Consider the following 24,874-nt stretch of genomic DNA (forward strand, 5'->3'; position numbering starts at 1 on the left):
CCAGATGACGCCGCATCACAGCCCCTCCCCCGGCCTGCGCTGGAACCTGCTGGACGACAGCCTGATCCGCTGGCGCTGCACGGCCCATGGCGACCTGCAGCGCAGCAGCCTGCCCGAACTGCTGGCCGCCATGGCGGCCGACAGGGTGCGCGACTTCCCGGCCCTGCGACCCCACCAGCGCCACCCCTGGCACGCATTCCTCGCGCAACTGGGGGCCATTGCCCTGCACCGCGCCGGGCAGACGCAGCCCTGGACCGAAGCGCCCCCATGGCGCGCCGCACTGCTCGGGCTGACACCGGACGATGCAGACGGCGCCGCCTGGTGCCTGGTCGCACCTCCCGGGCGGCCAGCGCTGCTACAGGCAGCCGTACCGGGTGAGCGGGTCACGGACTGGAAGAACGTGCTGCATGCTGCCGACGAGTTGGACATGCTGGTTACGTCAAAGAACCATGACCTCAAGTCGGCGCGGGCGCGGGCCCGGCGCAGCGAGCCCGACGATTGGCTGTTCGCGCTGCTCAGCTTGCAAACGCAAGAGGGGGTTTTGGGAGCAGGGAACTACGGCATCTCCCGCATGAACGGGGGTTTTGCCAGCCGCCCCGGCGTGGGCGTGGCGCCGGCGGAAGGGGGTTGGGGAGCGCGCTGGGCGGCCGATCTTCAGACGCTGCTCACGCAGCGGGCCACCATCGCAAAACAGCAGGAACTGATGGCCGAAGGTGGCCACGCGCTGCTGTGGCTGCTGCCTTGGTCGGGAACGGAGTCGCTGCCCATGCAGACGCTTGACCCCTTGTACATCGAGGTCTGCCGGCGTGTGCGGCTGGACGATGCAGGCGGTGTGCTGCTTGCCCGCAAAACTGTCAGCGAGGTGACGCGCGTGGCCGGCAAGGAGCGCAATGGCCGCACAGGCGACCCCTGGACCCCCGTGGAAAAGATCGAAGGCAAGGCGCTGACGGTTCAGGCAGATGGCTTCACATACAAGCGCATGACCGAACTGCTGACGGGCGGAGACTACCAGCATGGTGCGGCCTGGCGACTCGATGGCTGGCCCCGGGACGCGGCGCTGCAAGTCCTTGCCCAGGTGACGGTGCGGGGCCAGGGGAAGACCGAGGGCTACCACGAGCGGCGCATTCCCATCTCACCCAAACTGCGCCGAAGCCTCCTCGGACCGCAGCGCGTGGCCGTTGCAGAAATAGCCAGGCAGCGCATCGATGCCATCTCTGAAATACGCAAGCTGCTGTGGCATGCGCTGGGGATTCTGTTTGCGAACGGTGATGGCGCCGATCGCAGCGACAGCACCAACGACAAGGCAACGCGCTTCGCACAACCCTTCGAGCAAGGCGAGGACTCCCGCTTCTTCGACGACTGGACACAGGAGGCCGAAGCAGACGACGCCGACCGCCCGGCGCTGCGCCTGCGCTGGTTGCTGGGTTTGGAGGAGCGTGCCGAACGCGTGCTGACCCAGTCCTTCAACGCCGGCCCGCGCAACGGCATGCAGCGCTACAAGGCCCGTGCGGCCGCGTTGACGCGCTTGCGTTCCCTGCGCGGGCCCCGGTCAAAGCTGCCGGATCTGGCCGCCCACTACGCCCGGTCGCACCCCGGCGACACGGATCGGACACAACACCATGCATGATGAAACCCCCATCGACGCAGCCACTGCAAACAAAGCCGAGGTCACCGGGCCGCGCAGCAACCCCTACGCCGCTTTGGCAGCGCATATGCAGCGCGCCGGCTCCGGAGACCGCGCGGCGCTGGCGCGGCTCGACCCCGATGCCCTGCGCCCGCACGAGCTTGCGGCGCTATCCCGCGCACTGCTGTCCGCCGGCCTGCAGCCGGAAACCTGGCGTGCCGAGACCTGGCCGCGCTGGGCACTCATTGCCCATGGCGTGGCACTGGCGGGGCATGACGGCGCCGGCCGTCTTGGCAGGCAGCTTGCCAAGGCGGATGTGAGCGAGTCCCGCGTGACCCGATTGCTCACGGCCAGAGGCGATGCCTTCCGGCAGTTGCTGCCGCGCATCCTGCGGCTATTGGCTTCCAGGGGCGTGCAGCCGAACTGGTACGAACTCGGCGACTTGGTTCTGAAGGAGGGCAGCAGCCAGCCTGATGACGCAGAACGGGCCGAGCAGCTGCGCATGCGCATTGCCGGTCCGTACTTCTCGGCCCGTGGCCGCGAGAATGCCTGAATGACCCCCATGATTTCTGGAAAACCCACCATGACACTGCCCCGCTTTCTGCAAATCCACACGCTGCACAACTATCCCGCCGCGCTGCTCAATCGTGACGACGCGGGCCTGGCCAAGCGCCTGCCCTATGGCGACAGGGTGCGCACGCGCATTTCCTCGCAGTGCCTCAAGCGCCACTGGCGCATGGCCGACGATGCCTTTGCGCTAAAACGCTTGGAAGTTCCCATGGCCGTGCGCTCGCGCGAGACGCTGCGCCTGATCCGGGACCAGTTGGTCGCCGCCGGAGTGGCCGAGGAGCAGGCGCAACAGGCAGCGGAGGGCCTGCGTGCCGCCGGCCTGCTGGACAAGGGCAAGGACCGCAAGGGCGAGGACGCGCTGGAGACGGGCCAGGCTGTGCTGCTCGGCTACGCCGAGATCAACTATCTGGTACAGCGCTGCAAAACCCTGGCCGCCGAGCACGACGACGAGAAGGCGCTCAAGGCAGCGATCGCCGGCTTTCTCAAGGACGAGAAGAAGAACATTGAGGCGCTGCGCTTGGGCAGCGGCCTGGAATCCGCACTGTTTGGCCGCATGGTCACTTCCGACGTGCTCGCCAGCCGCGACGCTGCGGTCTATGTAGCGCACTCCTTCACCGTGCACGAGGCGCAGGTCGAGAACGACTATTTCACCGTGGTCGACGACCTGCTGCGGGAGGCGGGCGAAACCGGCTCGGCCGGCATCTTCGACACCGAGCTGGCCAGCGGTTTGTACTACGGCTATGTGGTCGTCGACGTCCCGCAGCTCGTGGCCAACCTGGAAGGTGTGAGCGCCGGGGATTGGGCCCGTGTCGCACCCGAGCAGCGCGCCCTGGCCGGCCGCGTGGTGCAACACCTGCTGCACCTCGTGGCCACCGTGAGCCCCGGCGCCAAGCGCGGCTCGACGGCCCCTTTCGAGTGGGCCAAGTTCATGCTGGTCGAGGCCGGCGATTGGCAGCCGCGCAGTCTCGCCGGCGCGTTCCAGAACGCATTGCCACAGAACCAGCCGGCGTTGCGCAAGGCGGCCGTCGAGCGCATTGCCGACGAGATCGCGCAGTTGGACGCGGCCTACGAGGCGCCGCTGGCGCGGCGCTACCTCGCGGTGGACGCGGCGCAAGTTCCTGGCGCGCAGCGCTTGGCGCTCGGGGCGCTGGCCAATTGGGCGCAGAACGCCGTCACGCGCGCGGAGGCTTGACATGGCGCAGCATCTGATGCTGCGCCTGGCGTCGCCGCTGATCGCCTTTGGCGGCGAGAGCATTGACAACCAGGGGGTGATCCGGGACTTTCCGGCGCTGTCCATGCTCACCGGCCTGATCGCCAACGCACTGGGCTGGGACCGGGGCGACGACGCGCTGCACAACCGCTTGCAGCAGCGGCTGCGCATGGGCACCGTGCTGGAGCCCATGGCACGATCCGCAGACACGGCGATGAGCACCCGCTTGGTGGACTTCCAGACGGCGGAACTCGGCGCTGCCGACACGGCCTGGACCACCTGGGGCCAACCCGAGGAACGGCGTGGCGGGCTGGGCTCCTACGCAGGGCCGCACCTGCGTTACCGCCACTACCATGCAGAAGTCACGGCCTGGGTCGCGCTGCAACTCGCACCCTGCGACGAGGCCCCGACGCTGGACGCCATCGCCTCCGCACTGGACCGCCCCATGCGCCCCCTGTTCATCGGCCGCAAGCCCTGTCTTCCCGCAGGACGCCTGGTCGCAGGCTGGCAGGAGGCCGAGCACGTGCTCGGTGCCCTGCAGGCCTGGTCACGGCATTTGCCGGCGAACGCGCAGGGCTGGCGCGCGCAGTGGCCGGACGGCCAGGGCGCATTGCCGAGCGACCGCCGCAGCGACCTGTGCGACGAGCGCAACTGGACCAGCGGCCTGCACGGCGGCTGGCGCCCGGTGCGCGAAGGCCGGCTGCGCGCGGAGGCGGCGGCATGAGCACGCCATCCCTGCATCTGCTGCACACCCTGCCCGACGCGCGCCTGCTCGCAGCCTGGGTGGCGCGTCACCATGCGCGACCCGGGGAGCGGAAAGAGAAAGCGCCCGACTTGGGCGACGCCCTGCACGGCCTGCTGCGCGCGGCCTTCGGCCAGGCAGCGCCGCAACCCTTTCGCTACCTCGACGAACGCCAGGGCCTGCTGGCCTACACGCCGCTGGATGCCGACGCCATGCGTGCACAGGTGGCGCTGGCCGACCCGCTGGCAGCCCAGACGCTGGGCCTGGGCGCGAACGACCAGCACGCAGGCTACCGCCTGCGTCCGTTTCCCACACACTGGCCGGCGGGCCATGTGCTGGGCTTCGAGGTGCGGCTGCGGCCCACGGTGCGTGCGGCCAAGGGCGAGCACGACGCCTTTTTGCACGCCGTGGAGCAAGCGCAGGGCGCGCCGCTCAACCGCCAGACCGTCTACGTGCAATGGCTGCGCGAGCACTTGGCGCCACGGGAGGGTGCGGCGCGCGAGCCCTGGCAGGGCGCGGTCGAACTGCTCGACGACGTGCACCTGGCTGGCTACCAGCGCCAGCAAATCGTGCGGCGCACGCAGGCGACGTCCGCTCAGGCGGCGCGGCATGGCCACGTGAGCGACGGACCGGATGCCCTCCTCAAAGGCCATCTGCGCGTACTGGACCCGGCGGCGTTTGCGCAATTGCTCGCGCGCGGCGTGGCCCGGCACCGTGCCTTTGGCTTTGGCATGCTGTTGCTGAGTCGGGCCACCTGAGGGCGGGCGCCATGCTCAAGGGACGGCTGGGGCTGGAGACGGCGCGCATCCCGCACGCGGACCGCCATGGCCTGCTGTGGCTGTCGCGCGGCGAGTTGTGCGTGGTCGATGGCTGTCTGCACTTTCTGCGCGGGCGCAACAGCCTGACGCCGCTCATGGACCAGATCCCGCACCAAGCGGTGTCCACGATCCTTCTGGGGCCAGGCAGCAGCGTGACGCACGATGCGCTGCGCTTGCTCGCGCGCCACGGCACCCTGCTCGCAGCAGTGGGCGAGGACGGCGTGCGCAGTTACACCGCGCTGCCGCTGCTGCCGGACCGGTCGGACGTGGCGCGGCGCCAGGCCGAACTGTGGAGCAACCCGCGGCGGCGCATCAGCGTGGCGCGCCAGATGTACGCGCTGCGCCTGGGTGAAGTGCTGCCGCACCGGGATTTGGACACGCTGCGCGGTATCGAGGGTTCGCGCGTCAAGAACTTCTACAGACTGATGGCCGAAAAGCACGGCATCTCCTGGAAGGGCCGCAACTACGACCGCGCCCATCCCGACGCCACGGACCTGCCGAATCAGGCCATCAACCACGCCGCCACGGCAGTGCAGGCTGCGGCGGCCATCGCCGTGCAGTCGCTGGCGGCGCTCCCCCCGCTGGGCTTCATCCACGAAAACTCCGGCCAGTCCTTCGTGCTCGATATTGCCGACCTGTTTCGCGACACGGTGACGCTGCAAATCGCGTTCACCGCGGCCCGGCGCGCGCAGCAGGTGGGCGACACCATCGACAAGCTGGTGCGGCGTGAAGCGACTGCGGTGTTTCGCAAGCAACAACTCATTGGCGCAATGATCGACCGCATCAAGCAGGTGTTGCGCATGGACGAGGCAAGCCATGGCGCTGGTGATGATCGTGATGCGTGACCTGCCCGACCGCTTCCACGGCTTTCTGTCGTCGGTCATGCTGGAAGTGGCGCCCAACGTATTCGTCTCGCCCCGCATGAACCCCGGCGTGCGTACGCGCGTATGGGACGTGATGAGCGACTGGCACCGGCACGAGAACCAGGGCAGCCTGGTCATGGTGTGGCGCGACCTGAACGCCGTAGGCGAAGTGGGAGTGGCCCATCTGGGCACCCCGGCACGCGAACTGCTTGAGGCCGATGGCATGTGGTTGGTCAGACGACGCGCAGCGTCGCCTGGAAATGCTCCTTAAAAATTTGGATCAGTTTGCTGGTTTTCTCTTATGTGACATGGGTTTACATACGAGAGGTTGCCCCGCGCGAGCGGGGATAGGCCCAAAAGATTGTCGGATTGAAGACTGTTTTTTACGGTTGCCCCGCGCGAGCGGGGATAGGCCCTACTGAGTGGCACGTCAGTAGATTTCATTGTGGGTTGCCCCGCGCGAGCGGGGATAGGCCCAAGGCCAAACGCCGCGCACTGGCAGTCATGCAGGTTGCCCCGCGCGAGCGGGGATAGGCCCTCTTGATTTCAGATGCAAAACTCATGTCAAACGGTTGCCCCGCGCGAGCGGGGATAGGCCCTGGCGGCGGCGCCTGGTGTTGTTCTGGGGGCGGGTTGCCCCGCGCGAGCGGGGATAGGCCCGTGTTGTCACTCCGCGCGGCAGGGCTTGTGCAGGTTGCCCCGCGCGAGCGGGGATAGGCCCGTGTTTGAAACACCAAGCCGTGCGTTTTGTCGGGTTGCCCCGCGCGAGCGGGGATAGGCCTTTCCTGCCGCCGGGGGGGGGTAGTTCCGGAGGGGGTTGCCCCGCGCGAGCGGGGATAGGCCCAGAGTAGATAACCCCAGCCCATGCCCATTACAGGTTGCCCCGCGCGAGCGGGGATAGGCCCATAGCGCACGGCTACACCCCATTGGCCCGAACGGTTGCCCCGCGCGAGCGGGGATAGGCCCGTGTCGCCGAGCGGGACCGCGTCGATCAAGTGGGTTGCCCCGCGCGAGCGGGGATAGGCCCGGGGTGACGTGGAGGGACGACGCGCAGGTGGTGGTTGCCCCGCGCGAGCGGGGATAGGCCCTATTGACTGTCAATAGTTTTTTATAGGAAAAAGGTTGCCCCGCGCGAGCGGGGATAGGCCCTTAATACAAGTTTCGGCGCGGCATACGACCACGGTTGCCCCGCGCGAGCGGGGATAGGCCCCGGATCGATGCGCTAATTTCCATGGCAATTCAGGTTGCCCCGCGCGAGCGGGGATAGGCCTCAACGAGGATGGCAGATTCGGGGAATTTCTTTGGTTGCCCCGCACGAGCGGGGATAGGCCCGCCACGTTGGCGGCCTGGCATTGATCGCGCAGAGTTGCCCCGCGCGAGCGGGGATAGGCCCACCGGGCAGCTTTCCCTACAGCAGATTGCAGAGGTTGCCCCGCGCGAGCGGGGATAGGCCCCGAACGTTGCTGCCGTCGGACCACACGCCGAGGGTTGCCCCGCGCGAGCGGGGATAGGCCCGTGACCAGGTCGGAGTTGATGTCGTTGATGATGGTTGCCCCGCGCGAGCGGGGATAGGCCCCGGAATGACGATCTGCGGGAACTGATTAACTTGGTTGCCCCGCGCGAGCGGGGATAGGCCCCGGGCAAGCCATCGATGCAGACCCACAACCGAGGTTGCCCCGCGCGAGCGGGGATAGGCCGTACCAGACACAGCACCCCGTCCGATCAGACTCGGTTGCCCCGCGCGAGCGGGGATAGGCCGACTCGCGGCCGTCCGAAAACGTTCAAGCCACCGGTTGCCCCGCGCGAGCGGGGATAGGCCCGAAGTTAATTCCAGCGAAGTTCGCGGCGTTGAGGTTGCCCCGCGCGAGCGGGGATAGGTCCCCGGCCAGCCTTTCGCGAAGTCCCATGTACACCAGCTTCCAGCAACCGCGCTCAGCGCCCAGTTAAACCTTGGGCACCAGTCGGTCTGCTCCGGTCTCCTGGGGCGTGACGCGATCATGGACCCCTGTGTCCAGACCATGCACCGCACTTGCGATGCGGCATGTCCCGGGAATCGAAATGCCGTCAGCAGCGTAGCGGCTCCTGCGCAAACGCCGCCACGGCGCTGCCGCTGAGTACGGCGCCTTCTAGCGTTGCGGGGTATGGGCCTTGCACATAGTCGCCGCAGGCCGTGAGCCCGACAAGCACCTGCATGCCGGGCCGCTGCAGGCCCGGTGTGCAGGCAAAGGTGGCCCGTTTTTCCAGCACCGTCTGCACCCCCTGCAGGGGAGGCAATGCGAGCTGCGCTGCGGCCTGCCGCAGCACCTGCTGCTCGGTGCGGGCGCGCTCGGCGGCGCTGGCGCTGACGACGAAGGCGAGCAGGCCGTCGCGGCCATCGAGCTGGCCCCGGTCGAACACGAACTGCGCCGGGTGCTCGGGGCTGCTGCGCAGCGCCAGCAGGGGTTGGGGCAGGCGCGCACCGCGCGCGTGGGCGTAGACCGTGGTGATGGCTTCAAAGCGCAGGGCCTGCGCCGCGGCGCTCCACTGGCCGGCGGCTTGCCGGTCGGCCGCGGTCGATTCCGCGCTCTGCGCCAAGCCCGCGACCAGCCGCTGCGCCTCCCACGCGGGGCAGGCCAGGGTGACGTGCCCGAACACCGCGTCCGCCCGCCCTGCCCCGCCGGCGCAGAGCACCTGCCAGCGCCGCCCGTCGGGCGCCAGGCCCTGGACCCGCTGCGCGCCGAGCACCCGGGCGCCGTGGCGCTCCAGCCACTGCGCTGCGGCCTGCGGAAAGAGGGCGCTCAGGTCGGTGCGCGGCAGCAGCAGGTTGGAGCCGCCCGGGCCGCTGAACAGGCTGTCTTGCAGCACGCGCAGAAATACCTGGCCGCTGGCCCTCGGCGCCGGGGTGTTGAGCGCCGAGACGCACAGCGGGTCGATGAACTCGGCCATCAGGCGCGGCGTGAGCGCTGCGCACAGCTGCGCCACCGAGGTCTGCGGTGCGCAGCGAAAGCGGCGCAGGCGCCACACTGCGGCCGTGCGCAGCAGCGCGCAGCGGTCGCGTGCGCTCCAACCCCGGGCACGGGCGATTCCGAGCAATGCGTCCAGCGGCGGCGGCAGGCGGGGCAGCCGCAGCCCCTGGCCGTCGGGGAACTGGAGCGTGAGCGGCAGGCGCAGCAGGGCCTTGCCGGTATCCACCCCCACCAACTGCATCAGACGCAGGCTCTCCGTGTACGCGCCGATGAGGACGTGCTGGCCGTTGTCCAGCGTCACCGGCGTGCCGTCGGGCAATGCGCCAGGCACGGCGCGCGCGCGCCCGCCCAGGCTGCGCGCGGCTTCAAAGACGGTGACCCGGTGGCCCGCCTGCGCATGCGCGATGGCGGCGGCCATTCCGGCCCAGCCCGCGCCGATGACGGCAACGTTCATGGCCGGACGGCGGCAGCCGGTTGCGCGCCGCGCGCTGCGTGGCCGGGGGGCATCACATCCGGCCCAGGGCCTGCACCTTCCACGCGAGCCAGAACTTGCGCAGCGGCGTGAGGCGGATGCGCTGGTGCAGCACCTGGAAGTTCGCGCGCTCGATCTCGTGCAGCAGCGTGCGGTAGATGCTGGCCATCATCAGGCCGGGCTTTTGCGCGCGGCGGTCGGCGCCGGGCAGCAGGGCCAGGGCCTGCTCGTACAGGCGGTGCGCGCGCTCGGATTGAAAGTGCATGAGCGCGCGAAAGCGCCCCGAGTACTGGCGCGCGAGGAGTTCGTGCGTCTTCACGTCGAACTGCTGCAACTCGCTCAGCGGCAGGTAGACGCGGCCGCGCATCGCGTCCTCGCCCACGTCGCGGATGATGTTCGTGAGCTGGAACGCCAGCCCCAGCTTGTGCGCGTACTGCGTGGTGCACTCCTCGGTCTGGCCGAAGATGCGCGCCGTGACCTCGCCCACGACGCCCGCCACCAGGTGGCAATAGTCCTCCAAGCCGGAAAAGTCCAGGTAGCGGGTCTGCGTCAGATCCATCCGGCAACCGTCGATCACGGCCTGCAACTGGCGCTGCTCGATCCCGTAGTCGGCGGTGTGCGGCATCAGGGCCCGCATTGCCGGGTGGCTGGGCTGGCCGGCGTAGGCCTGCGCCACTTCCGCTTGCCACCAGGCCAGCTTGCTGCGCGCCACGCCCGGGTCGCCGACTTCGTCGACCACGTCGTCCACCTCGCGGCAGAACGCATAAAACGCCGTGATGGCCGCGCGGCGTGGCGCCGGCAGGAACAGAAAGGCGTAGTAAAAACTGCTGCCCGAGGCCGCAGCCCTTTGCTGAACGTACTGCTGCGGGGTCATGGAAACGGATTCTCCCATGGCGCAATGCGCTCCAAGCGAGGGCCGGGCGTGCCCATTGGTTTGGTTCGGTATGCGATCGCCACGCCGCACGCACGGGAAAGCACGCCGGAGGCGACAAGCATCCTGACACGCGTTGGCGATGAGGTACATTGGCGACTGGTTCTGCCGCCGCGCATGGCGGGGCAGGACACCAGGCCCTGCCGCTGCGGGCAACAAGATTCATGGGAGACGAGCATGCATTCCGAATCACCCTGGGCCGCGAGCGCTCAGCAGTTCCAGCAGATTCTCGGACAAAGCTGGACGCAGGCGCTGCAAGCGTTCCAAAAGCTGAACCTGGGCACGCAGCTGCCCGCAGCGCCGCCGCTGGCGCTCTCGCAGACCAAGCTGCAGGCGTTGCAGCAGCAGTATCTGCAAGAGGCCCAGGCGCTGTGGGCCCAGGGCCTGCAGGGCGCGCCCGAGGTGCAGGACCGGCGCTTTTGCAGCGCAGACTGGGCCGGCAACCCGGTGGCCGCGTTCGCCGCGGCGGTCTATCTGCTCAACGCGCGCACGCTGATGGGCCTGGCCGAAGCGGTCGAGGCGGACGAAAAGACCCGCTCCCGCATCCGCTTCGGCGTGGAGCAGTGGGTCGCCGCGATGGCGCCCAGCAACTTCCTGGCCTTCAACGCCGAGGCGCAGAAAAAGGCCATGGAGACCCGGGGCGAGAGCCTCGCCAAGGGCATGCAGAACCTGTTGCACGACATCGGCCAGGGCCATGTGTCGATGACCGACGAGAGCCTGTTCGAGGTCGGCCGCAACGTCGCCAGCACCGAGGGCGCCGTGGTCTACGAGAACGCGTTGTTCCAGTTGCTGGAGTACAAGCCGCTGACCGCCAAGGTGTACGAGCGCCCCCTGCTGCTGGTTCCGCCCTGCATCAACAAGTTCTATGTCCTCGATCTGCAACCCGAGAACTCGTTCATCCGCTACGCCGTCGAGCAAGGCCAGCGCAGCTTCGTCGTGAGCTGGCGCAACCCTGACGACAGCCTGGCGCACAAGACCTGGGACGACTATGTGCAAGACGGCGTCATCGCGGCCATCGAGGGGGTGCAGCGCATCACCGGCGCCGATCAGATCAACACCCTGGGCTTTTGCGTCGGGGGCACCATCCTGAGCAACGCGCTGGCGGTGCTCGCGGCACGCGGCCAAGAGCCCGTGGCGAGCGCCACCTTCCTCACCACGTTGATCGATTTCTCGGACAGCGGAATCCTCGACGTCTTCATTGACGAAGCCTCGGTGAAGTTCCGCGAAATGCAGATGGGCAAGGGCGGACTCATGAGGGGGCAGGACCTGGCCTCGACCTTCAGCTTTCTGCGCCCCAACGACCTGGTGTGGAACTACGTGGTGGGCAACTACCTCAAGGGCGAAACCCCGCCGCCGTTCGACCTGCTGTACTGGAACAGCGACAGCACCAACCTGCCCGGCCCCTTCTACGTCTGGTACCTGCGCAACTTCTACCTGGAAAACAATCTGGTCAAGCCGGGCCGGCTCAGCGTGTGCGGCCAGAAGATGGACCTGCGCCACCTGACGCTGCCGGTCTACATCTACGGCTCCCGCGAGGACCATATCGTTCCCGTCCACGCCGCCTACGCATCCACGCAGGTGCTGCCCGGGAAAAAGCGCTTCGTGATGGGCGCATCGGGCCATATCGCCGGCGTGATCAACCCGCCCGCCAAGGGCCGGCGCAGCCACTGGATGCGCGCAGACGGCAAGTTCCCCGCGACCCTCGACGCATGGCTACAGGCGGCCACCGAGCACCCGGGCAGTTGGTGGCCGGACTGGTCCGCTTGGCTCGCGGGCCACGCAGGCAAACAGATTGCGGCCCCCAAGGCATACGGCAAAGGGCCCAAGTACAAGGCCATCGAACCCGCGCCGGGCCGCTACGTCAAGCAAAGGGCCTGACCCGTCCAACGCGCACGGCATGCGCCGCAGGCCCGGCAACGCAGCAACGAACCCGCACCGACACCCACTTGGAAAGAAAGGACCCTCCCATGGAAGACATCGTCATCGTTTCAGCCGCCCGCACCGCAGTGGGCAAGTTTGGCGGTGCGCTCGCCAAGACGCCCGCGAGCGAACTCGGCGCCGTCGTGGTCCGCGAAGCCATGGCGCGCGCGCGCCTGCAGCCCGATCAGGTGGGCGAGGTCATCCTGGGCCAGGTGCTGGCTGCGGGCGTGGGCCAGAACCCGGCGCGCCAGGCCGCGATGAAGGCCGGCGTGGCCCAGGAAACGCCCGCGCTCACCATCAACGCCGTGTGCGGCTCCGGCCTCAAGGCCGTGATGCTCGCCGCCCAGGCCGTGGCCTGGGGCGACAGCGAGATCGTCGTCGCCGGCGGGCAGGAGAACATGAGCCTGGCCCCGCACGTGCTCAACGGCTCGCGCGAGGGCCAGCGCATGGGCGACTGGAAGCTGATCGACTCCATGGTCGTCGATGGCCTGTGGGACGCATACAACCAATACCACATGGGAATCACCGCCGAAAACGTGGCCAAGCAATACGGTATTACGCGCGCGATGCAGGACGCGCTGGCCCTGGAAAGCCAGCACAAGGCGGCCGCAGCGCAGGACGCCGGCCGCTTCGCCGAAGAAATCGTGGGCGTGAGCCTGGCGCAGAAAAAGGGCGATCCCATCGTCTTCAGCGCCGACGAGTACCTGAACCGCAAGACCAGTGCCGAGGCGCTGGCCGGCCTGCGCCCCGCATTCGACAAGGCCGGCAGCGTGACGGCGGGCAACGCCTCGGGAATCAACGACGGCGCCGCCGCCGTGGTGGTGATGCGCGCGAGCAAGGCCGCGGCCCTGGGACTGGAGCCGCTGGCGCGCATCGCCGCGTTTGGCACCAGCGGCCTGGACCCCGCCACCATGGGCATGGGGCCGGTGCCGGCATCGCGCAAGGCCCTGCAGCGCGCCGGCTGGAGCGCCGCCGAGGTGGATCTGTTCGAACTCAACGAAGCCTTCGCCGCGCAGGCCTGCGCCGTGAACCAGGAACTGGCCGTGGACCCCACCCGGGTGAACGTGAACGGCGGCGCAATTGCCATCGGCCACCCCATCGGCGCGTCCGGCTGCCGCATTCTGGTGACGCTGCTGCACGAAATGCGCCGCCGCAACGCCAGGAAGGGCCTGGCCGCGCTGTGCATCGGCGGGGGCATGGGCGTGGCGCTGGCGCTGGAGCGCGGATAAAACGTCGGTCGCTGGCGTGGTGGAAAACCGGGACACGCCAGCGCGCGCTATGCGGCTCGGGATTTATGCGATAACGCCAAGAACAAGGAAGACTTTCTCTCCATGCGCGCCTGGAAACGTGCTGTTTCTATCACGTGGCGCCCATGTCGCCCTTGGGCAATAAGGTCCATGTCGTCGCGTGCAACAACCGACCAGAAGATATTGTTGCCTTCGCGAATTTCATCGCAGAGCGCCGTTACCGTTACTTTCATGCCGGGAAGGGTTGGCGCCACATGGGTGGTGCTGATGAAAGTCCCCAAACTCCCCTCTCCTTCCTCGAGATGCGGACGCAGGGCCTCGATGCAACACCATTCCAGCAATCCCACCATGAATCCGGTGGCAAAGATTTCTGGCATCTTCCGGTATTCCTCGGACTCTGGATAGAGGTACGGGACGGTCTTGTTCAATGGGACCACATAGGACCATGAAAATACATCTCCTGGCTTCAATGTGTTTCGCATTCTGCTGACTTCCTTGTCTCTTTTCTTGCGGGAAAATATTTTCAATAGGTGGCGCCGCTGAATATCTCCTGCTCCCGACGGGGATCGCGCCATGAAGGCATCCAGACGCTGAGGTCATTATGGGTCAGATGCTGGCTGCGGACGTGCGCCAGGCCGCGGTGGAGGCCGTATGCGACTCCGACCGGCGGACAGCCGGGACCAGTTGGCCAGCCTGCACCCGGCATTTGACAAGGTCGGGGCAGCGTGGCGGCGGGCAACGCCGGGCATCAACGACGGCGCCGCTGTGGCGGTGGTGATGCGCACGAACCGCACGCATCGCCGCGGTTTGGCAGCCGTGGTCTGGCACCCGCGGGCATGAAGCCCGTGCGTCGCCATGCAAAAAAGCCCGGGCTTCGGTGTTTTCCTTCACGAGGCGCCCGGATTTCTTCGGTAGAGTGTGGGGATGCGAAACACCAACCAAGGAGGAATCCCATGAACCAGAAAGTTGCGTATGTCACGGGCGGCATGGGCGGTATCGGGACCGCCATATGCCAGCGCCTGCACAAGGAGGGCTTCAAGGTCATTGCCGGCTGCGGCCCGACGCGTGACCACGCCAAGTGGCTCGCGGAGCAAAACGCGCAGGGCTTTCGCTTCTACGCGTCAGTGGGCAACGTGAGCGACTGGAACTCCACCTCCGAGGCCTTTGGCAAGACCAAGGCAGAGCATGGCAGCATCGACGTGCTGGTGAACAACGCAGGCATCACCCGGGACCGCATGTTTCTGAAAATGTCGCGCGAGGACTGGGACGCGGTCATCGAGACCAACCTCAACAGCATGTTCAACGTCACCAAGCAGGTGGTGTCGGACATGGTCGACAAGGGCTGGGGCCGGATCATCAACATCAGTTCGGTGAACGGTGAGAAAGGCCAAGTGGGCCAGACCAACTACTCGGCGGCCAAGGCCGGAATGCACGGTTTCTCAATGGCCCTGGCGCGGGAACTCGCGACCAAGGGCGTGACGGTGAACACCGTGAGCCCCGGCTACATCGGCACCGACATGGTCAAGGCGATCCGCCCCGACGTGCTCGACAAGATCGTTGCCACCGTTCCCATCAAGCGCCTGGGGGAGCCGAGCGAAATTGCCTCGATCATCGCCTGGCTGGCGTCGGAGGAGGGAGGCTATGCAACGGGGGCCGATTTCTCGGTTAACGGTGGTTTGCACATGGGTTGAATAAAAAAATCCCCCGCTCGGCGGGGGATTTTTTTAGGTTTCAGAAGGGGACTGGTGCGCGCTTGCGGTCGCGTTCGTCCTCGGGCCAGGCGGACATCATGGGGTGGGTATGCATGTTGGAAAACTCCTGTGATGTATCCGCAACGCGGCCGATGCAGGCTGCGTTGACAGTGCGGCGAAAGAATTCCAGGAGCCTCCTGGAGGTTGCGGCTTTCAGCGCCGGTCAGCAGACCCGTCCAAGTATTGCAGAAAGCTCTGCTCGGCCGGGCTCAGAGTGACCTGTTCGTGACGCACCAGGTACACCGGCAGCACCACGGGGTCCAGCGGCAGTTCCGTCAGGCGCGCGCATTCCCTGGCGTACCGGCGCGGCAGTGCGCCGATGCCTGCGCCGGCGCGCACCAATGCCGCCAGCGCCTCGCAATCCGGCGCTTCGGCCACCGTGGCGCCCTCCAGGCCGGCGCGGATCCGGTGCATCGACAGCGCCGCGAGCGGGGTGCCGGTCTGCTCGCCTTCGTAGCCGATGACCGGCGCGTTGCATACGTCGAGGGAGGCGACGCGCTCGTCCGGGGCAGCGGCTCCGGCGTAATGGCCCATTTCCTGGTCGAACAGCTTGCGCCGCGTGAATACGGGCCGCACGTCGTGCGCCGACACCACCCCCAGCGTGGCGTTCTTTTGCGCCAGCTGGCCGAGGATGTCCGCGCAAATGCCGCGCCTGACGCGAAAGCGCACCAAGGGAAACTGCTGGCGGTACGCGGCGATCAGGCTAGGCAGCTCCTGCCAGTGGACGTGGCCGCTGAGATGCAGCGTGACGATGCCCTGTACGACCGCGTGGGCGGCGTCCAGGGCGTTCGGCAGGGCGGTGATGACGCCGTAGATTTCAGCGCAGTGCCGGTACAGGACTTCGCCGGCGGCGGTGGGCTGGAAGGCGGTGGCGCCCCCGCGCTCGATCAGGCGGCGTTCGAGGCGTTCTTCGAGACGGCGCAGCGCCGCGCTGACCGAGGGCTGCGTGACCGACAGGCGATGGGCGGCGAGCGTGATGCTGCGCTCCTGCACGATGACCATGAAGGTGCGCAGCAGATTCCAATCGAGCTGGTTGGCGAATTTATCCAGTAGCGCAATCATGCCCGGCGACTCGTACAGCGGTGGGCGCTTGGGTCCGGATGCGCCGCCATCAGGCCGGCGCGTAAAGATGGCAGCGCACGCCGTGGGCGGGGCCGCTGGCGTACAGCGCCGGTTGCACCACGTCGCACACACCGGCGCTGGCCTTGCCGCACCGCGAGACGAAGGCGCAGCCACGCGGCAGGTCAATGGACGAGGGGATATCGCCCTGCAGCGCGATCCGGCGCGGCGGCTGGCGGCCTTCCGGCACGGGGATGGCGTCGATCAGTGCTTCGGCGTAGGGGTGACGGGGGTTGACGAAAACCTCCTCCGTCGGGCCCTGCTCGACGATGCGGCCAAGATACATGACGGCCACGCGCGGGCACAGGGCCCGGATCACCGCCAAATTGTGCGAGATGAACAGATAAGACAGTTGAAAGCGTGACTGCAAGTCCTTCAGGAACGCCAGGATCTGCGCCTGCACCGAGACGTCGAGCGCGGAGGTGGGTTCGTCCAGCACGAGCAGCCTGGGCCTGAGCGCAATCGCGCGCGCGATGCACACGCGCTGCTTCTGCCCGCCGGAAAGCTCGTGCGGATAGCGGCCGAGAAACTGCGCGGGCAGGCCCACCATTTCCATGAGTTCCGCAGCCTGGGCGCGCAAGCGCGCGCCGCGCAGGTCGGTGTGCAGGATCAGGGGTTCGGACACGCTGCGCAGGATGCTCATGCGCGGGTTCAGCGCCGAGTGCGGATCCTGGAAGATGAACTGCACCGAGCGCCTGAGCGCGCGCAGTTCGCGCGCGTCCAGCCGGGTGACGTCGCGGCCGTCAAAATGCACGCTGCCGCGCGTGGGGTCCAGCGCCCGGGCGCACAGCCGGCCCAAGGTGGATTTTCCGCAACCGGATTCGCCGACCAGCCCGAGCGCCTGGCCGGGTTCGATGGCCAAGTCCACGCCGCTGACGGCGTGCAGTTTGCGGCCGTCGTGCAGGCGGAATTCGCGGGATACGGCGCGCAGTTCCAGCAGCGGGGCTGCGGCGGGGCGGGTGACGCCGGCTTGTGCGCTCATGCCAGGTTCCTGGCAGCCGTGTCGGCGGCATGCGTTTCGTCCAGCAGCAGACAGGCGGCGCTGTGCTGCGGCGCGAACGCCACGGTGACTGGCCGTTGCTGCGCGCAGGCGGGCAGCGCTTGCGGGCAGCGCGCCTGGTAGCGGCAGCCCGCAGGGGGATGCAGCAGATTCGGCACGGTGCCGGGGATGCCGGCGAGCATCTGCGCCGGCTTGCGCGGATGCGGCACCGACGCGAGCAGGCCGCGCGTATAGGGATGGCGGGGACGCTCGAACAGAGCCTCCACGGGCGCGGTCTCGACGACCGTTCCCGCGTACATGACGGCCACGCGGTCGCAGACGCGGGAAATCACGCCCAGGTCGTGGGAGATGAGCAAAATGCTCAGGCCCAGGTCGCGCCGCAACCCGTCGAGCAAGTCCAGGATCTGCGCCTGGATGGTGACGTCCAGCGCGGTCGTGGGCTCATCGGCGATCAGCAGCGACGGGGCGCCGGACAAGGCCATCGCGATCAGCACCCGCTGGCGCTGGCCGCCGGAGAGTTGGTGCGGATAGCAGCCCAATTGGGTGTCCGGGCTGGGCATGTGCACGCGCGCCAGCATGTGCGCGGCGTGGCTGCGCCGCTGGCGGGCCGAACGGCGTTGCCCGCGGGGCCCGCTGGCGTCATGCGCCGCGATCACTGCCGACATCTGGTCGCCGATCGTGAACAACGGGTTCAGGCAGCTCATCGGATCCTGGAAGATCATGGCGATCTCCACGCCGCGGATCCGGCGCATGGCGGCGGCCCCGATGCCCAGCAGGCTTTGCCCGCGGTAGCGCAGGTCGCCGCCCGCAATGCGCGCGGACGGGCTGGAGACCAGGCCCAGCACGCTCTTGGCGGTGACGGACTTTCCGCAACCCGTTTCGCCCACGATGCCCAGGCTCTCGCCCGCAGCGATGCTCAGCGTGACGCCGTCCAGCGCCTGGTAGCAGCCGTCGAAAGTGTCGAAGTGCAGGCGGAAATCGTCGAATTCGAGCAGGGGAGCGGCCATCGCGTCAGCTCCGTTGCTTGGGGTCGAGCACGTCGCGCAGCCCGTCGCCGATGAGGTTGAACCCCAGCACCGTGAGATAGATGGCCAGGCCGGGAAAGACCGAATACCACCACCACTGCGGCAGGTAATTGCGCCCCACGGAAATCATGGCGCCCCATTCCGGTGCTGGCGGCTGCGCGCCCAGCCCCAGAAAACCCAGGCTGGCGGCGCTGAGGATGGCCATGCCCATGTCCATCGAGGCCTTGATGACGATGGGCGAGACGCAGTTCGGCAGGATGTGCACGAACACGATGCGCCAGGGGCCCGCGCCCATCATGCGCGCCGCATCGACGTAGACCTCGCTCCTGAGCGACAGCGTCTTCGCCTGTACCAGCCGCACGTAGCCCGGCCACCAGACCAGCGACAGCGCGAGCATGGCGTTGCGGATGCCCGGCCCCAGAGCGCCCACGATGGCGATGGCCAGCACCAGGCCGGGCACCGAAAGGAAGATGTCCGTCACGCGCATGATGCATTCCTGCACCCGGCCGCCGAAGTAGCCCGCGATGACGCCCAACGGCACGCCAATGAACGCCGCGATACAGGTGATGGTGAGTCCGATCTGCAACGAGGTGCGGGCGCCGAGGAGCACGCGCGACAAGACGTCGTTGCCCATCTCATCGGTGCCGAACCAGTGTGCGGAGCTGGGTGGCCGCAATTTCTGCGCCAGTTTCACCGAGCCGCTGGCGTCTTCCGGATACGGCGCCAGCCAGGGCGCGAACAACGCCACCAGCAGGAAGCCGAGCACGAGGAGCAGCCCCAGCATGGCAGACTGGTTGCGGGCGAAGGTGGCCGCGTACAGGCGCAGTTGCCGCGCCAGACCATGCTGCACGCGCACGGTGGGGGGAGCGAGGGCCGTGGTGGACATGGCGCTCAACCCGGATGGCGGACCCGCGGGTCCAGCATGCCGTAGACGACGTCGATGACGAAGTTGGTCAGCATGAAGCTTGCGCCCAGCACCAGGGTGACCCCCATGATGGGCTGGAAGTCGGAGTTCATGGTGGCCTGCACGGCATACAGCCCGATGCCCGGCCAGTCGAACACCGATTCGACCAGCACGGTGCCGCCCAGCATCCAGCCAAAGCGCAGGCCGATCATGGCCAGGGTGGGCAGCATGGCGTTGCGCAGCGCGTATTTCGCGATGACCCGCCACGCGGCGACGCCATGCGCGCGCGCCGCCACGATGTAGTCTTGGCACAGCACTTCGAGCATTTCGGCGCGGTTCACCCGGACGATGGACGCCAGCGCCGGAAAGGCCAGCGCGAGCGCCGGCAGGAGCATGTAGCGGAGCGCGGAGGCAAAGGTCTCCCCATCGCCGGACAGCAGGCTGTCGATGGTGTGAAAGCCCGTGATGCTCTCCGGCGGGGTGCTCAGCATGTCCAGCCGACCGCCCAGCGGCAGCCATTCCATGTGCTGCGCGAACAGATACTTCAGCAGCAGGCCCAGCGAGAACATCGGGAACGCCACGCCGGACGTGGACACCAGGCGGATCAGGTGGTCAGGCCAGCGGTTCTGCGTGGCCGCCGCCACGGTGCCCAGGGTCAGGCCCCCCACGATGGCCATGAGAATGGCAAAGCACACCAGCTCCAGCGTGGCCGGAAAGTAGCGCAGCAGGTCCTGGAACACCGGCCGGGTGGTGGTGATGGAGCGCCCCAGGTCGCCCCGCAGGACGCCGCCCAGGTAGTTGCCGAACTGCGCCAGCACCGGCTGGTCCATGCCGTATTCCGCGCGGATCGTCTGCACCATCGCTTCGGTGGCGTTGGGCCCCGCGGCCAAACGCGCCGGATCCCCCGGTGCGACGTGCGAGATGGTGAACGTGATGCCCAGCAGACCGGCCAGCATCAGCAGCATGAATGCCGAGCGTTTGGCGATAAAGCGCAGCATGGGGCCGGCGCCTCCTAGCGCCCGATGAACAACGGATACAGGTCGAACTCGCCGGCCATGCGGATCGGCGAATCGAGCAGGCCCTGCACGTAGTCGCGCGATGCGGTGAAGCGGTCGCGGAGCATGCCGAAGACCTCGGGCTGGTGCGCCACGATGCGCCGCTGGATCTCTTCATACAGGGGCTGGCGCTCGGGCCAGGAAGACAGCGTGCGGGCGCGGTCGATCAGCGCGAACAGCTTCGGATCGTTCAGGAAGTGGGTGCCGTAGTACTGGCCCCAGGAGCCCTTGTGATACTGGTAGGCAATGGACTCCGGGTCGATCGACATGGCGGACGTGAACGCGGCAAAGATGTCCGGCGAGGTCTCCACCCTGGAGCCACGCGCCACCATGTTCGGCCAAGTCAGCGGCACCATGCGGATGGAGATGCCCAGCGGCTTCAGGTTGTCGATCAGCAAGAGGCCCATCTGGCGCTCCTCTTCCAGCCCCTGCACGTAGACGTATTCCAGTTCGATTCCGCCTTGCGGCCATTGCGACTTGGCCAGGTGGGCGCGGGCCTTTTTCATGTCGCGGCGCGGCATGTCGGGCACGGCGATATGGCCCAGGACCGACGGCGGGAACGGACTATCCATCAGGCGCGCCTTGCCGTTGTAGATTTTCAGCAGCGACTCATAGTCGAACGCATAGGCCAGCGCGCGGCGCAAGTTCAGGTCCGCCGTGTACTTGCCCTGCGTATTGAACTTCAGGCCGAAGCCGCCCATGCCCGGCTTGCGCTCGATCTTCACGCCCTTGACGCTGCCCAGCTGGTCCAGATCTTCGGGCGACAGGCTGCTCGCGATGTCGATTTCGCCGCGCACCAAGGCGGCGCGGCGGCTGGAGTTTTCGGTCATCACGCGGTAGATGATTCCGCCCAGACGGGCCCGCTCCGCCTGCGGCCAACCCTTCCAGTATTCGTTCCAGGGTTCCAGTTCGTAGAGCGCATTCGGCTCCACGCGCTTCACGCGAAACGGGCCGGAGCCGGCGCTGTGCTCGGTCAGCCACTGCTGGCCGGAGTCGCCGTTGACTTCATGCGCCATGGCTTCCTTGACGTTCACGACGTACCACCACGGCACCAGGCCCAGGAACGCCGCGTAGGGCCGGGTCAGCTTGAATCGGATGGTCTGCGCGTCGACCACCGTCATGTTGTCGGGCGTGAGGAAGTCCGCGTACATCCACGCCGGCCCCTTGTTCAGCTTCAGCGTGCGCTCGAAGGATGCCTTCACCGCCGCCGCGTCCACCGGATCGCCATTCTGGAAGCGCGCACGCGGGTCCAACCGGAAAGTCCATTCGGACGCGTCGCCGCTGACCGACCACGACGTGGCCAGCCAGGGCTTCAGTTCGGGCGGGTCGCCTTCGTACTTGAGCAGCGCATCGTACGTGGCCTGCTGGATGGTGCGGATGGACAGATCGTATTTTTGCGCCGGGTCCATGACCGAGACGGCCTGCTGGCCGCCGATGACCAGGATGCGCTTGCCGTTGGCCGTCTCGAAAGCATGCGGGGCCGCTGATGCACAGGCAATGCTCAGGGCCAACAGGAAGGTGCTCAGGCGTTGCCGCATTGGTAACTCTCCTTGGATGTCGCTTGCCGGCACGATGCCGAAAGCCGTGCTTGATGTTTGCAGATGCACCAGACATCGGCAAATAAATACGAAGAATGCGGCACATAGACGCAGCACATAGGAAGCGCGCATCCGCCCCTGCGGGGGTGCGCGCCAGCGCATGATTTGGGTCTATGCGGGGCATGCGCATATTCAATTTGCCCGGCTCGTCGGGGTCGAAGTAAGGTTCGGCACCCCGGTTCACCCATACCCTCATCAAACCATGCTGTCCGCAGTCGCAAGCACCCACACCGGAACGCGCGCCGTATCCGCCGAAGATCTGGAGTCCCTGGCCGTGGGCGCCTGGATACTGGGCACCGGCGGTGGGGGGGACCCCTACCAGAAACTGCTGAACATGCGCCAGCTCTACCAGAAGGGCTATCGCGCGTTGCTGCTCGACCCCATGTACCTGAACGACGACGACCGCGTGGCCGTGGTGTCCAGCATGGGCGCGCCGCTGGTCGGGCAGGAGCGCTTGGCCGACCCGCATTTCGCGCTCAAGCCGGTGCGCATGATGGAGGAATACTGCGGCGCGCGTTTTCGCGCCGTCATGGCGCTGGAGATCGGCGGCGGCAACGGCCTGCAGCCCTTCATGGTGGCCGCGCTGATGGGGCTGCCGGTGGTGGACGCCGACAGCATGGGGCGCGCCTACCCGGAGGCACAAATGACCAGCTTCGCGGCCAACGACCTGCCGATGTATCCACTGGCCGTGGCCGACATCCGCGACAACGAAGTCATCGTCACGCGCGCGGCGTCGGCCACTTGGGTAGAGCGCCTGAGCCGCAAGGTGGTGGTCGAAATGGGCTCCACGGCGGCGACCTGCAAGACGCCGCGCAGCGGCAGCGAGGTCAAGGACTACGGCATCCTCTACACCGTCACCAAGGCGATCCGGCTGGGCGCGGCCGTGCTGCACGCGCGCCGCCAGCATGGCGACGTCATCGGCGCGGTGCTCGAGGAAACCGCCGGCAGGCTCCTGTTCAGCGGCAAGGTGGTGGACGTGGAACGCCGCACCACCGCCGGTTTCCTGCGCGGCCACGCCATGCTGGAGGGCCTTGGCGATGACCGCGGGTCGCGCTACACGCTGCATTTCCAGAACGAGTTTTCCGTGGGCGAACGCGACGGGCTGCCGCACGTGATGACCCCCGACCTGATCTGCGTGCTCGACTCCATCAGCGGCGACGGCATCGGCACGGACGTGCTGCGCTTCGGCCAGCGCGTCAGCGTGCTCGCGCTGCCCGCGCCGCCTGTCTTCACCACCCCGCGCGGCCTGGAATTGGTGGGCCCCCGCGCCTTCGGCTTCGGCTTCGACTACCGCAGCGTCTTCGCGTAGGGCAGCCCATATGAAACACATCGGCATCGACGTAGGCGGCACGAACACGGACGCCGTATTCGTGCAGGACGACCAAGTCCTGGGCGCCGTCAAGTCGCCCACCACCGGGGACGTCACCCGCGGCGTGTGCCGCGCGCTGGCGGCGCTGATTCAGGCCTGCCCCGCGGCGGCGGCGCCCGAGGCCGTCATGATCGGCACGACCCACTTCACGAATGCCGTCGTGCAGCGCTGCGACCTCGCACCGGCGGCCGCGCTGCGTGTCTGCCTGCCGGCTGCGGCGTCGCTGCTGCCGTTCTGCGACTGGCCGCAGGACCTGGCGCGCAAGGTTAATGGCGGGACCTATCTGGTGCAAGGCGGCCACGAGTTCGACGGCCGCGAGATCATGCCCCTGGACGAGCGCGCCGTGCGCGACGCGGCACGCGCCATCCGCGCGTCCGGCGTGTCTTCCGTGGCCATCAGCGGCGTGTTTTCCCCGCTGATCGGCACAGCCGAACTGCGCGCCGGCGAAATCCTGCGGCAGGAGCATCCCGATTGCCGCATCACGTACTCGCACCAATTGGGCCGCATCGGCCTGCTCGGGCGCGAGAACGTGGCGCTGCTCAACGCCACCCTGATCGACTTGGCGCACAAGACCACCGACGCCTTCGTGCAGGCGCTGGCCGACAGCGGCATCCGCGCGCCCCTGTTCCTGACGCAGAACGACGGCACCGTCACGCGGGCCGAGAACGCGCGCGACTTTCCCGTGCATTCTTTCGCCTCGGGTCCCACCAACTCCATGCGGGGCGCAGTGTTCCTGGCAGCCATCGACGACGCGGTCGTGTGCGACGTGGGCGGCACCACGGCGGACGTCGGCTGCGTGCAAAACGGCTTTCCACGCCAAGCGAACAATATGGTCGAGGTGGGCGGCGTGCGCACGGCGTTCCGCATGCCGGACCTGCTGTCCATCGGCGTCGGCGGAGGCACCCTGGTCGACCCGCACAGCTTGCAGCTGGGCCCCGTCAGCGTGGGGCATCGCCTGCTGGACGAGGCGCTGGTGTTTGGCGGCGCACGGCTTACCTGCACCGACATCGCAGTCGCCGCAGGCTTGGCGGACATCGGCGACCGCGCCCGTGTGGCGCACCTGGACCCCGCGATGGTGCGCGGCGCCCTGGCGCGCATCCACCAGGCCATTGCCGAAACCTGCGACCGGATGAAGAGCAGCGCACGCAGCGTGCCGCTCATCGCCGTGGGCGGCGGCTCCGTGCTGATTCCCGACCAGGTCGCGGGCTTTTCCGAGGTGGTCCGTGTCGCCAACCACGCCGTGGCCAACGCCGTGGGCGCGGCAATTGCGCAGGTATCTGGCGAAGTCGACCAAATCTTCCTCGACCTGGGACGCGACGAACTGCTGGAGCGCGCACGCGCGATCGCCGTGGAACGCGCAGTGGCCGCCGGCGCGCAGGCCAGCAGCATCACCGTCATCGAACAGGAAGATATCCCCCTGGCCTACCTGCCCGGCAACGCCGTCAGGGCGCGGGTGCGCGTGGTCGGCGAGATCGCCCGACGTGACTGCCAACCCTGAGCGGAGTCGGTTGCGGGTTCCCGAACGGGTCTTCCAGGCTGGGCTCACCGGCGCCACGGGGATGCCCAACGGGCGGCATGGCGCGATCCAGGCAGCCGTCGATTCATGGTTCTTGCTGCGCGCCGGTCGAACAGGCGTAGCGCGGGTCGTTGGCCAAATCGGGGCGCTTGGCGATTGCAAGAAAATTGCGCAATTTATTGCAGTATCTGTTAC

General features: G+C 67.6%; 21 protein-coding genes and 1 CRISPR repeat array. Of the genes, 12 read left to right on the forward strand and 9 right to left on the reverse strand.

Features of this window, described 5'->3' with window-relative positions; genetic code table 11:
- Window positions 1–4: 4 nt before the first annotated feature.
- From D5041_RS18375 to cas2e, 7 genes are read left to right on the forward strand one after another with little or no spacing between them, the layout of a single operon-like run.
- Entirely contained in the window at window positions 5–1,627 is a 1,623-nt protein-coding gene (locus tag D5041_RS18375; protein WP_265285430.1) for a type I-E CRISPR-associated protein Cse1/CasA, read from the forward strand.
- The gene (gene casB, locus D5041_RS18380; protein WP_265285431.1) at window positions 1,620–2,177 is read left to right on the forward strand and encodes a type I-E CRISPR-associated protein Cse2/CasB; all 558 of its coding nucleotides are present in this window, start codon (window positions 1,620–1,622) and stop codon (window positions 2,175–2,177) included. The genes D5041_RS18375 and casB overlap by 8 nt, the downstream gene beginning before the upstream one ends.
- Window positions 2,178–2,207: 30 nt before the next feature.
- Entirely contained in the window at window positions 2,208–3,386 is a 1,179-nt protein-coding gene (cas7e, locus tag D5041_RS18385; RefSeq protein WP_265283015.1) for a type I-E CRISPR-associated protein Cas7/Cse4/CasC, read from the forward strand.
- Between the two features lies 1 nt (window position 3,387).
- Complete coding sequence (cas5e, locus tag D5041_RS18390; protein ID WP_010109754.1) at window positions 3,388–4,128, forward strand: type I-E CRISPR-associated protein Cas5/CasD; 741 nt, start codon at window positions 3,388–3,390, stop codon at window positions 4,126–4,128.
- Window positions 4,125–4,904: a type I-E CRISPR-associated protein Cas6/Cse3/CasE gene (locus D5041_RS18395; protein ID WP_265283014.1), complete on the forward strand. Its 780-nt coding sequence runs from the start codon at window positions 4,125–4,127 to the stop codon at window positions 4,902–4,904. Before cas5e ends, D5041_RS18395 begins: the two co-directional genes overlap by 4 nt.
- 11 nt (window positions 4,905–4,915) lie before the next feature.
- A complete protein-coding gene (cas1e, locus tag D5041_RS18400; RefSeq protein ID WP_265283013.1) occupies window positions 4,916–5,809 on the forward strand; it encodes a type I-E CRISPR-associated endonuclease Cas1e in 894 nt (297 codons plus the stop codon).
- Window positions 5,781–6,098, forward strand: a complete 318-nt coding sequence (cas2e, locus tag D5041_RS18405) for a type I-E CRISPR-associated endoribonuclease Cas2e (RefSeq protein WP_010101396.1) — start codon at window positions 5,781–5,783, stop codon at window positions 6,096–6,098. The genes cas1e and cas2e overlap by 29 nt, the downstream gene beginning before the upstream one ends.
- Window positions 6,099–6,153: 55 nt before the next feature.
- Window positions 6,154–7,708: direct repeats of the CRISPR family, unit length 29 nt; unit sequence GGTTGCCCCGCGCGAGCGGGGATAGGCCC.
- A 183-nt stretch (window positions 7,709–7,891) separates the two neighbouring features.
- Here cas2e and hpnE read toward each other — a convergent pair.
- Together hpnE and hpnD are read right to left on the reverse strand one after the other, a co-directional pair.
- Window positions 7,892–9,226, reverse strand: a complete 1,335-nt coding sequence (gene hpnE, locus D5041_RS18410) for a hydroxysqualene dehydroxylase HpnE (protein WP_265283012.1) — start codon at window positions 9,224–9,226, stop codon at window positions 7,892–7,894.
- Between the two features lie 52 nt (window positions 9,227–9,278).
- A complete protein-coding gene (gene hpnD, locus D5041_RS18415; RefSeq protein WP_010102915.1) occupies window positions 9,279–10,118 on the reverse strand; it encodes a presqualene diphosphate synthase HpnD in 840 nt (279 codons plus the stop codon).
- Window positions 10,119–10,352: 234 nt separating this feature from the next.
- Between hpnD and D5041_RS18420 the strand changes: the two genes are divergently transcribed.
- Together D5041_RS18420 and D5041_RS18425 are read left to right on the forward strand one after the other, a co-directional pair.
- Window positions 10,353–12,053: a PHA/PHB synthase family protein gene (locus D5041_RS18420; protein ID WP_265285432.1), complete on the forward strand. Its 1,701-nt coding sequence runs from the start codon at window positions 10,353–10,355 to the stop codon at window positions 12,051–12,053.
- Window positions 12,054–12,142: 89 nt separating this feature from the next.
- Window positions 12,143–13,324: an acetyl-CoA C-acetyltransferase gene (locus D5041_RS18425; RefSeq protein WP_010102917.1), complete on the forward strand. Its 1,182-nt coding sequence runs from the start codon at window positions 12,143–12,145 to the stop codon at window positions 13,322–13,324.
- A gap of 47 nt (window positions 13,325–13,371) precedes the next feature.
- On the opposite strand, the gene D5041_RS18430 is transcribed toward D5041_RS18425, so the two are convergent.
- Entirely contained in the window at window positions 13,372–13,917 is a 546-nt protein-coding gene (locus tag D5041_RS18430; protein ID WP_201766107.1) for a thioesterase family protein, read from the reverse strand.
- 378 nt (window positions 13,918–14,295) lie between these two features.
- Here D5041_RS18430 and D5041_RS18435 point away from each other — a divergent pair, with 378 nt between their 5' ends.
- Complete coding sequence (locus D5041_RS18435; RefSeq protein ID WP_010102919.1) at window positions 14,296–15,033, forward strand: acetoacetyl-CoA reductase; 738 nt, start codon at window positions 14,296–14,298, stop codon at window positions 15,031–15,033.
- A 213-nt stretch (window positions 15,034–15,246) separates the two neighbouring features.
- On the opposite strand, the gene D5041_RS18440 is transcribed toward D5041_RS18435, so the two are convergent.
- Genes D5041_RS18440 through D5041_RS18465 form a run of 6 tightly spaced genes read right to left on the reverse strand, consistent with a single transcriptional unit; the run spans window position 15,247 to window position 21,734 of the window.
- On the reverse strand, window positions 15,247–16,155 hold the full coding sequence (locus tag D5041_RS18440) for a LysR family transcriptional regulator (protein WP_265285433.1): 909 nt from the start codon (window positions 16,153–16,155) through the stop codon (window positions 15,247–15,249).
- 49 nt (window positions 16,156–16,204) lie between these two features.
- Window positions 16,205–17,194, reverse strand: a complete 990-nt coding sequence (locus D5041_RS18445) for an ABC transporter ATP-binding protein (protein ID WP_265285434.1) — start codon at window positions 17,192–17,194, stop codon at window positions 16,205–16,207.
- Entirely contained in the window at window positions 17,191–18,219 is a 1,029-nt protein-coding gene (locus D5041_RS18450) for an ABC transporter ATP-binding protein (RefSeq protein ID WP_265285435.1), read from the reverse strand. The genes D5041_RS18445 and D5041_RS18450 overlap by 4 nt, the downstream gene beginning before the upstream one ends.
- A 4-nt stretch (window positions 18,220–18,223) precedes the next feature.
- Window positions 18,224–19,123, reverse strand: coding sequence for a nickel transporter permease (gene nikC / locus D5041_RS18455; protein ID WP_265285436.1), 900 nt, complete (start codon window positions 19,121–19,123; stop codon window positions 18,224–18,226).
- 5 nt (window positions 19,124–19,128) lie between these two features.
- Entirely contained in the window at window positions 19,129–20,139 is a 1,011-nt protein-coding gene (locus D5041_RS18460; protein ID WP_010102928.1) for an ABC transporter permease, read from the reverse strand.
- 14 nt (window positions 20,140–20,153) lie between these two features.
- Window positions 20,154–21,734, reverse strand: coding sequence for an ABC transporter substrate-binding protein (locus D5041_RS18465; protein WP_265258975.1), 1,581 nt, complete (start codon window positions 21,732–21,734; stop codon window positions 20,154–20,156).
- Window positions 21,735–21,996: 262 nt separating this feature from the next.
- Between D5041_RS18465 and D5041_RS18470 the strand changes: the two genes are divergently transcribed.
- Together D5041_RS18470 and D5041_RS18475 are read left to right on the forward strand one after the other, a co-directional pair.
- A complete protein-coding gene (locus D5041_RS18470) occupies window positions 21,997–23,103 on the forward strand; it encodes an S-methyl thiohydantoin desulfurase family protein (RefSeq protein ID WP_010102930.1) in 1,107 nt (368 codons plus the stop codon).
- 10 nt (window positions 23,104–23,113) lie between these two features.
- Window positions 23,114–24,661: a hydantoinase/oxoprolinase N-terminal domain-containing protein gene (locus tag D5041_RS18475; RefSeq protein ID WP_265285437.1), complete on the forward strand. Its 1,548-nt coding sequence runs from the start codon at window positions 23,114–23,116 to the stop codon at window positions 24,659–24,661.
- Window positions 24,662–24,874: the final 213 nt, after the last annotated feature.

It is taken from the genome of Verminephrobacter aporrectodeae subsp. tuberculatae, from assembly GCF_026127385.1.
In the GTDB taxonomy this organism is placed as follows: Bacteria; Pseudomonadota; Gammaproteobacteria; order Burkholderiales; family Burkholderiaceae_C; genus Acidovorax; species Acidovorax aporrectodeae.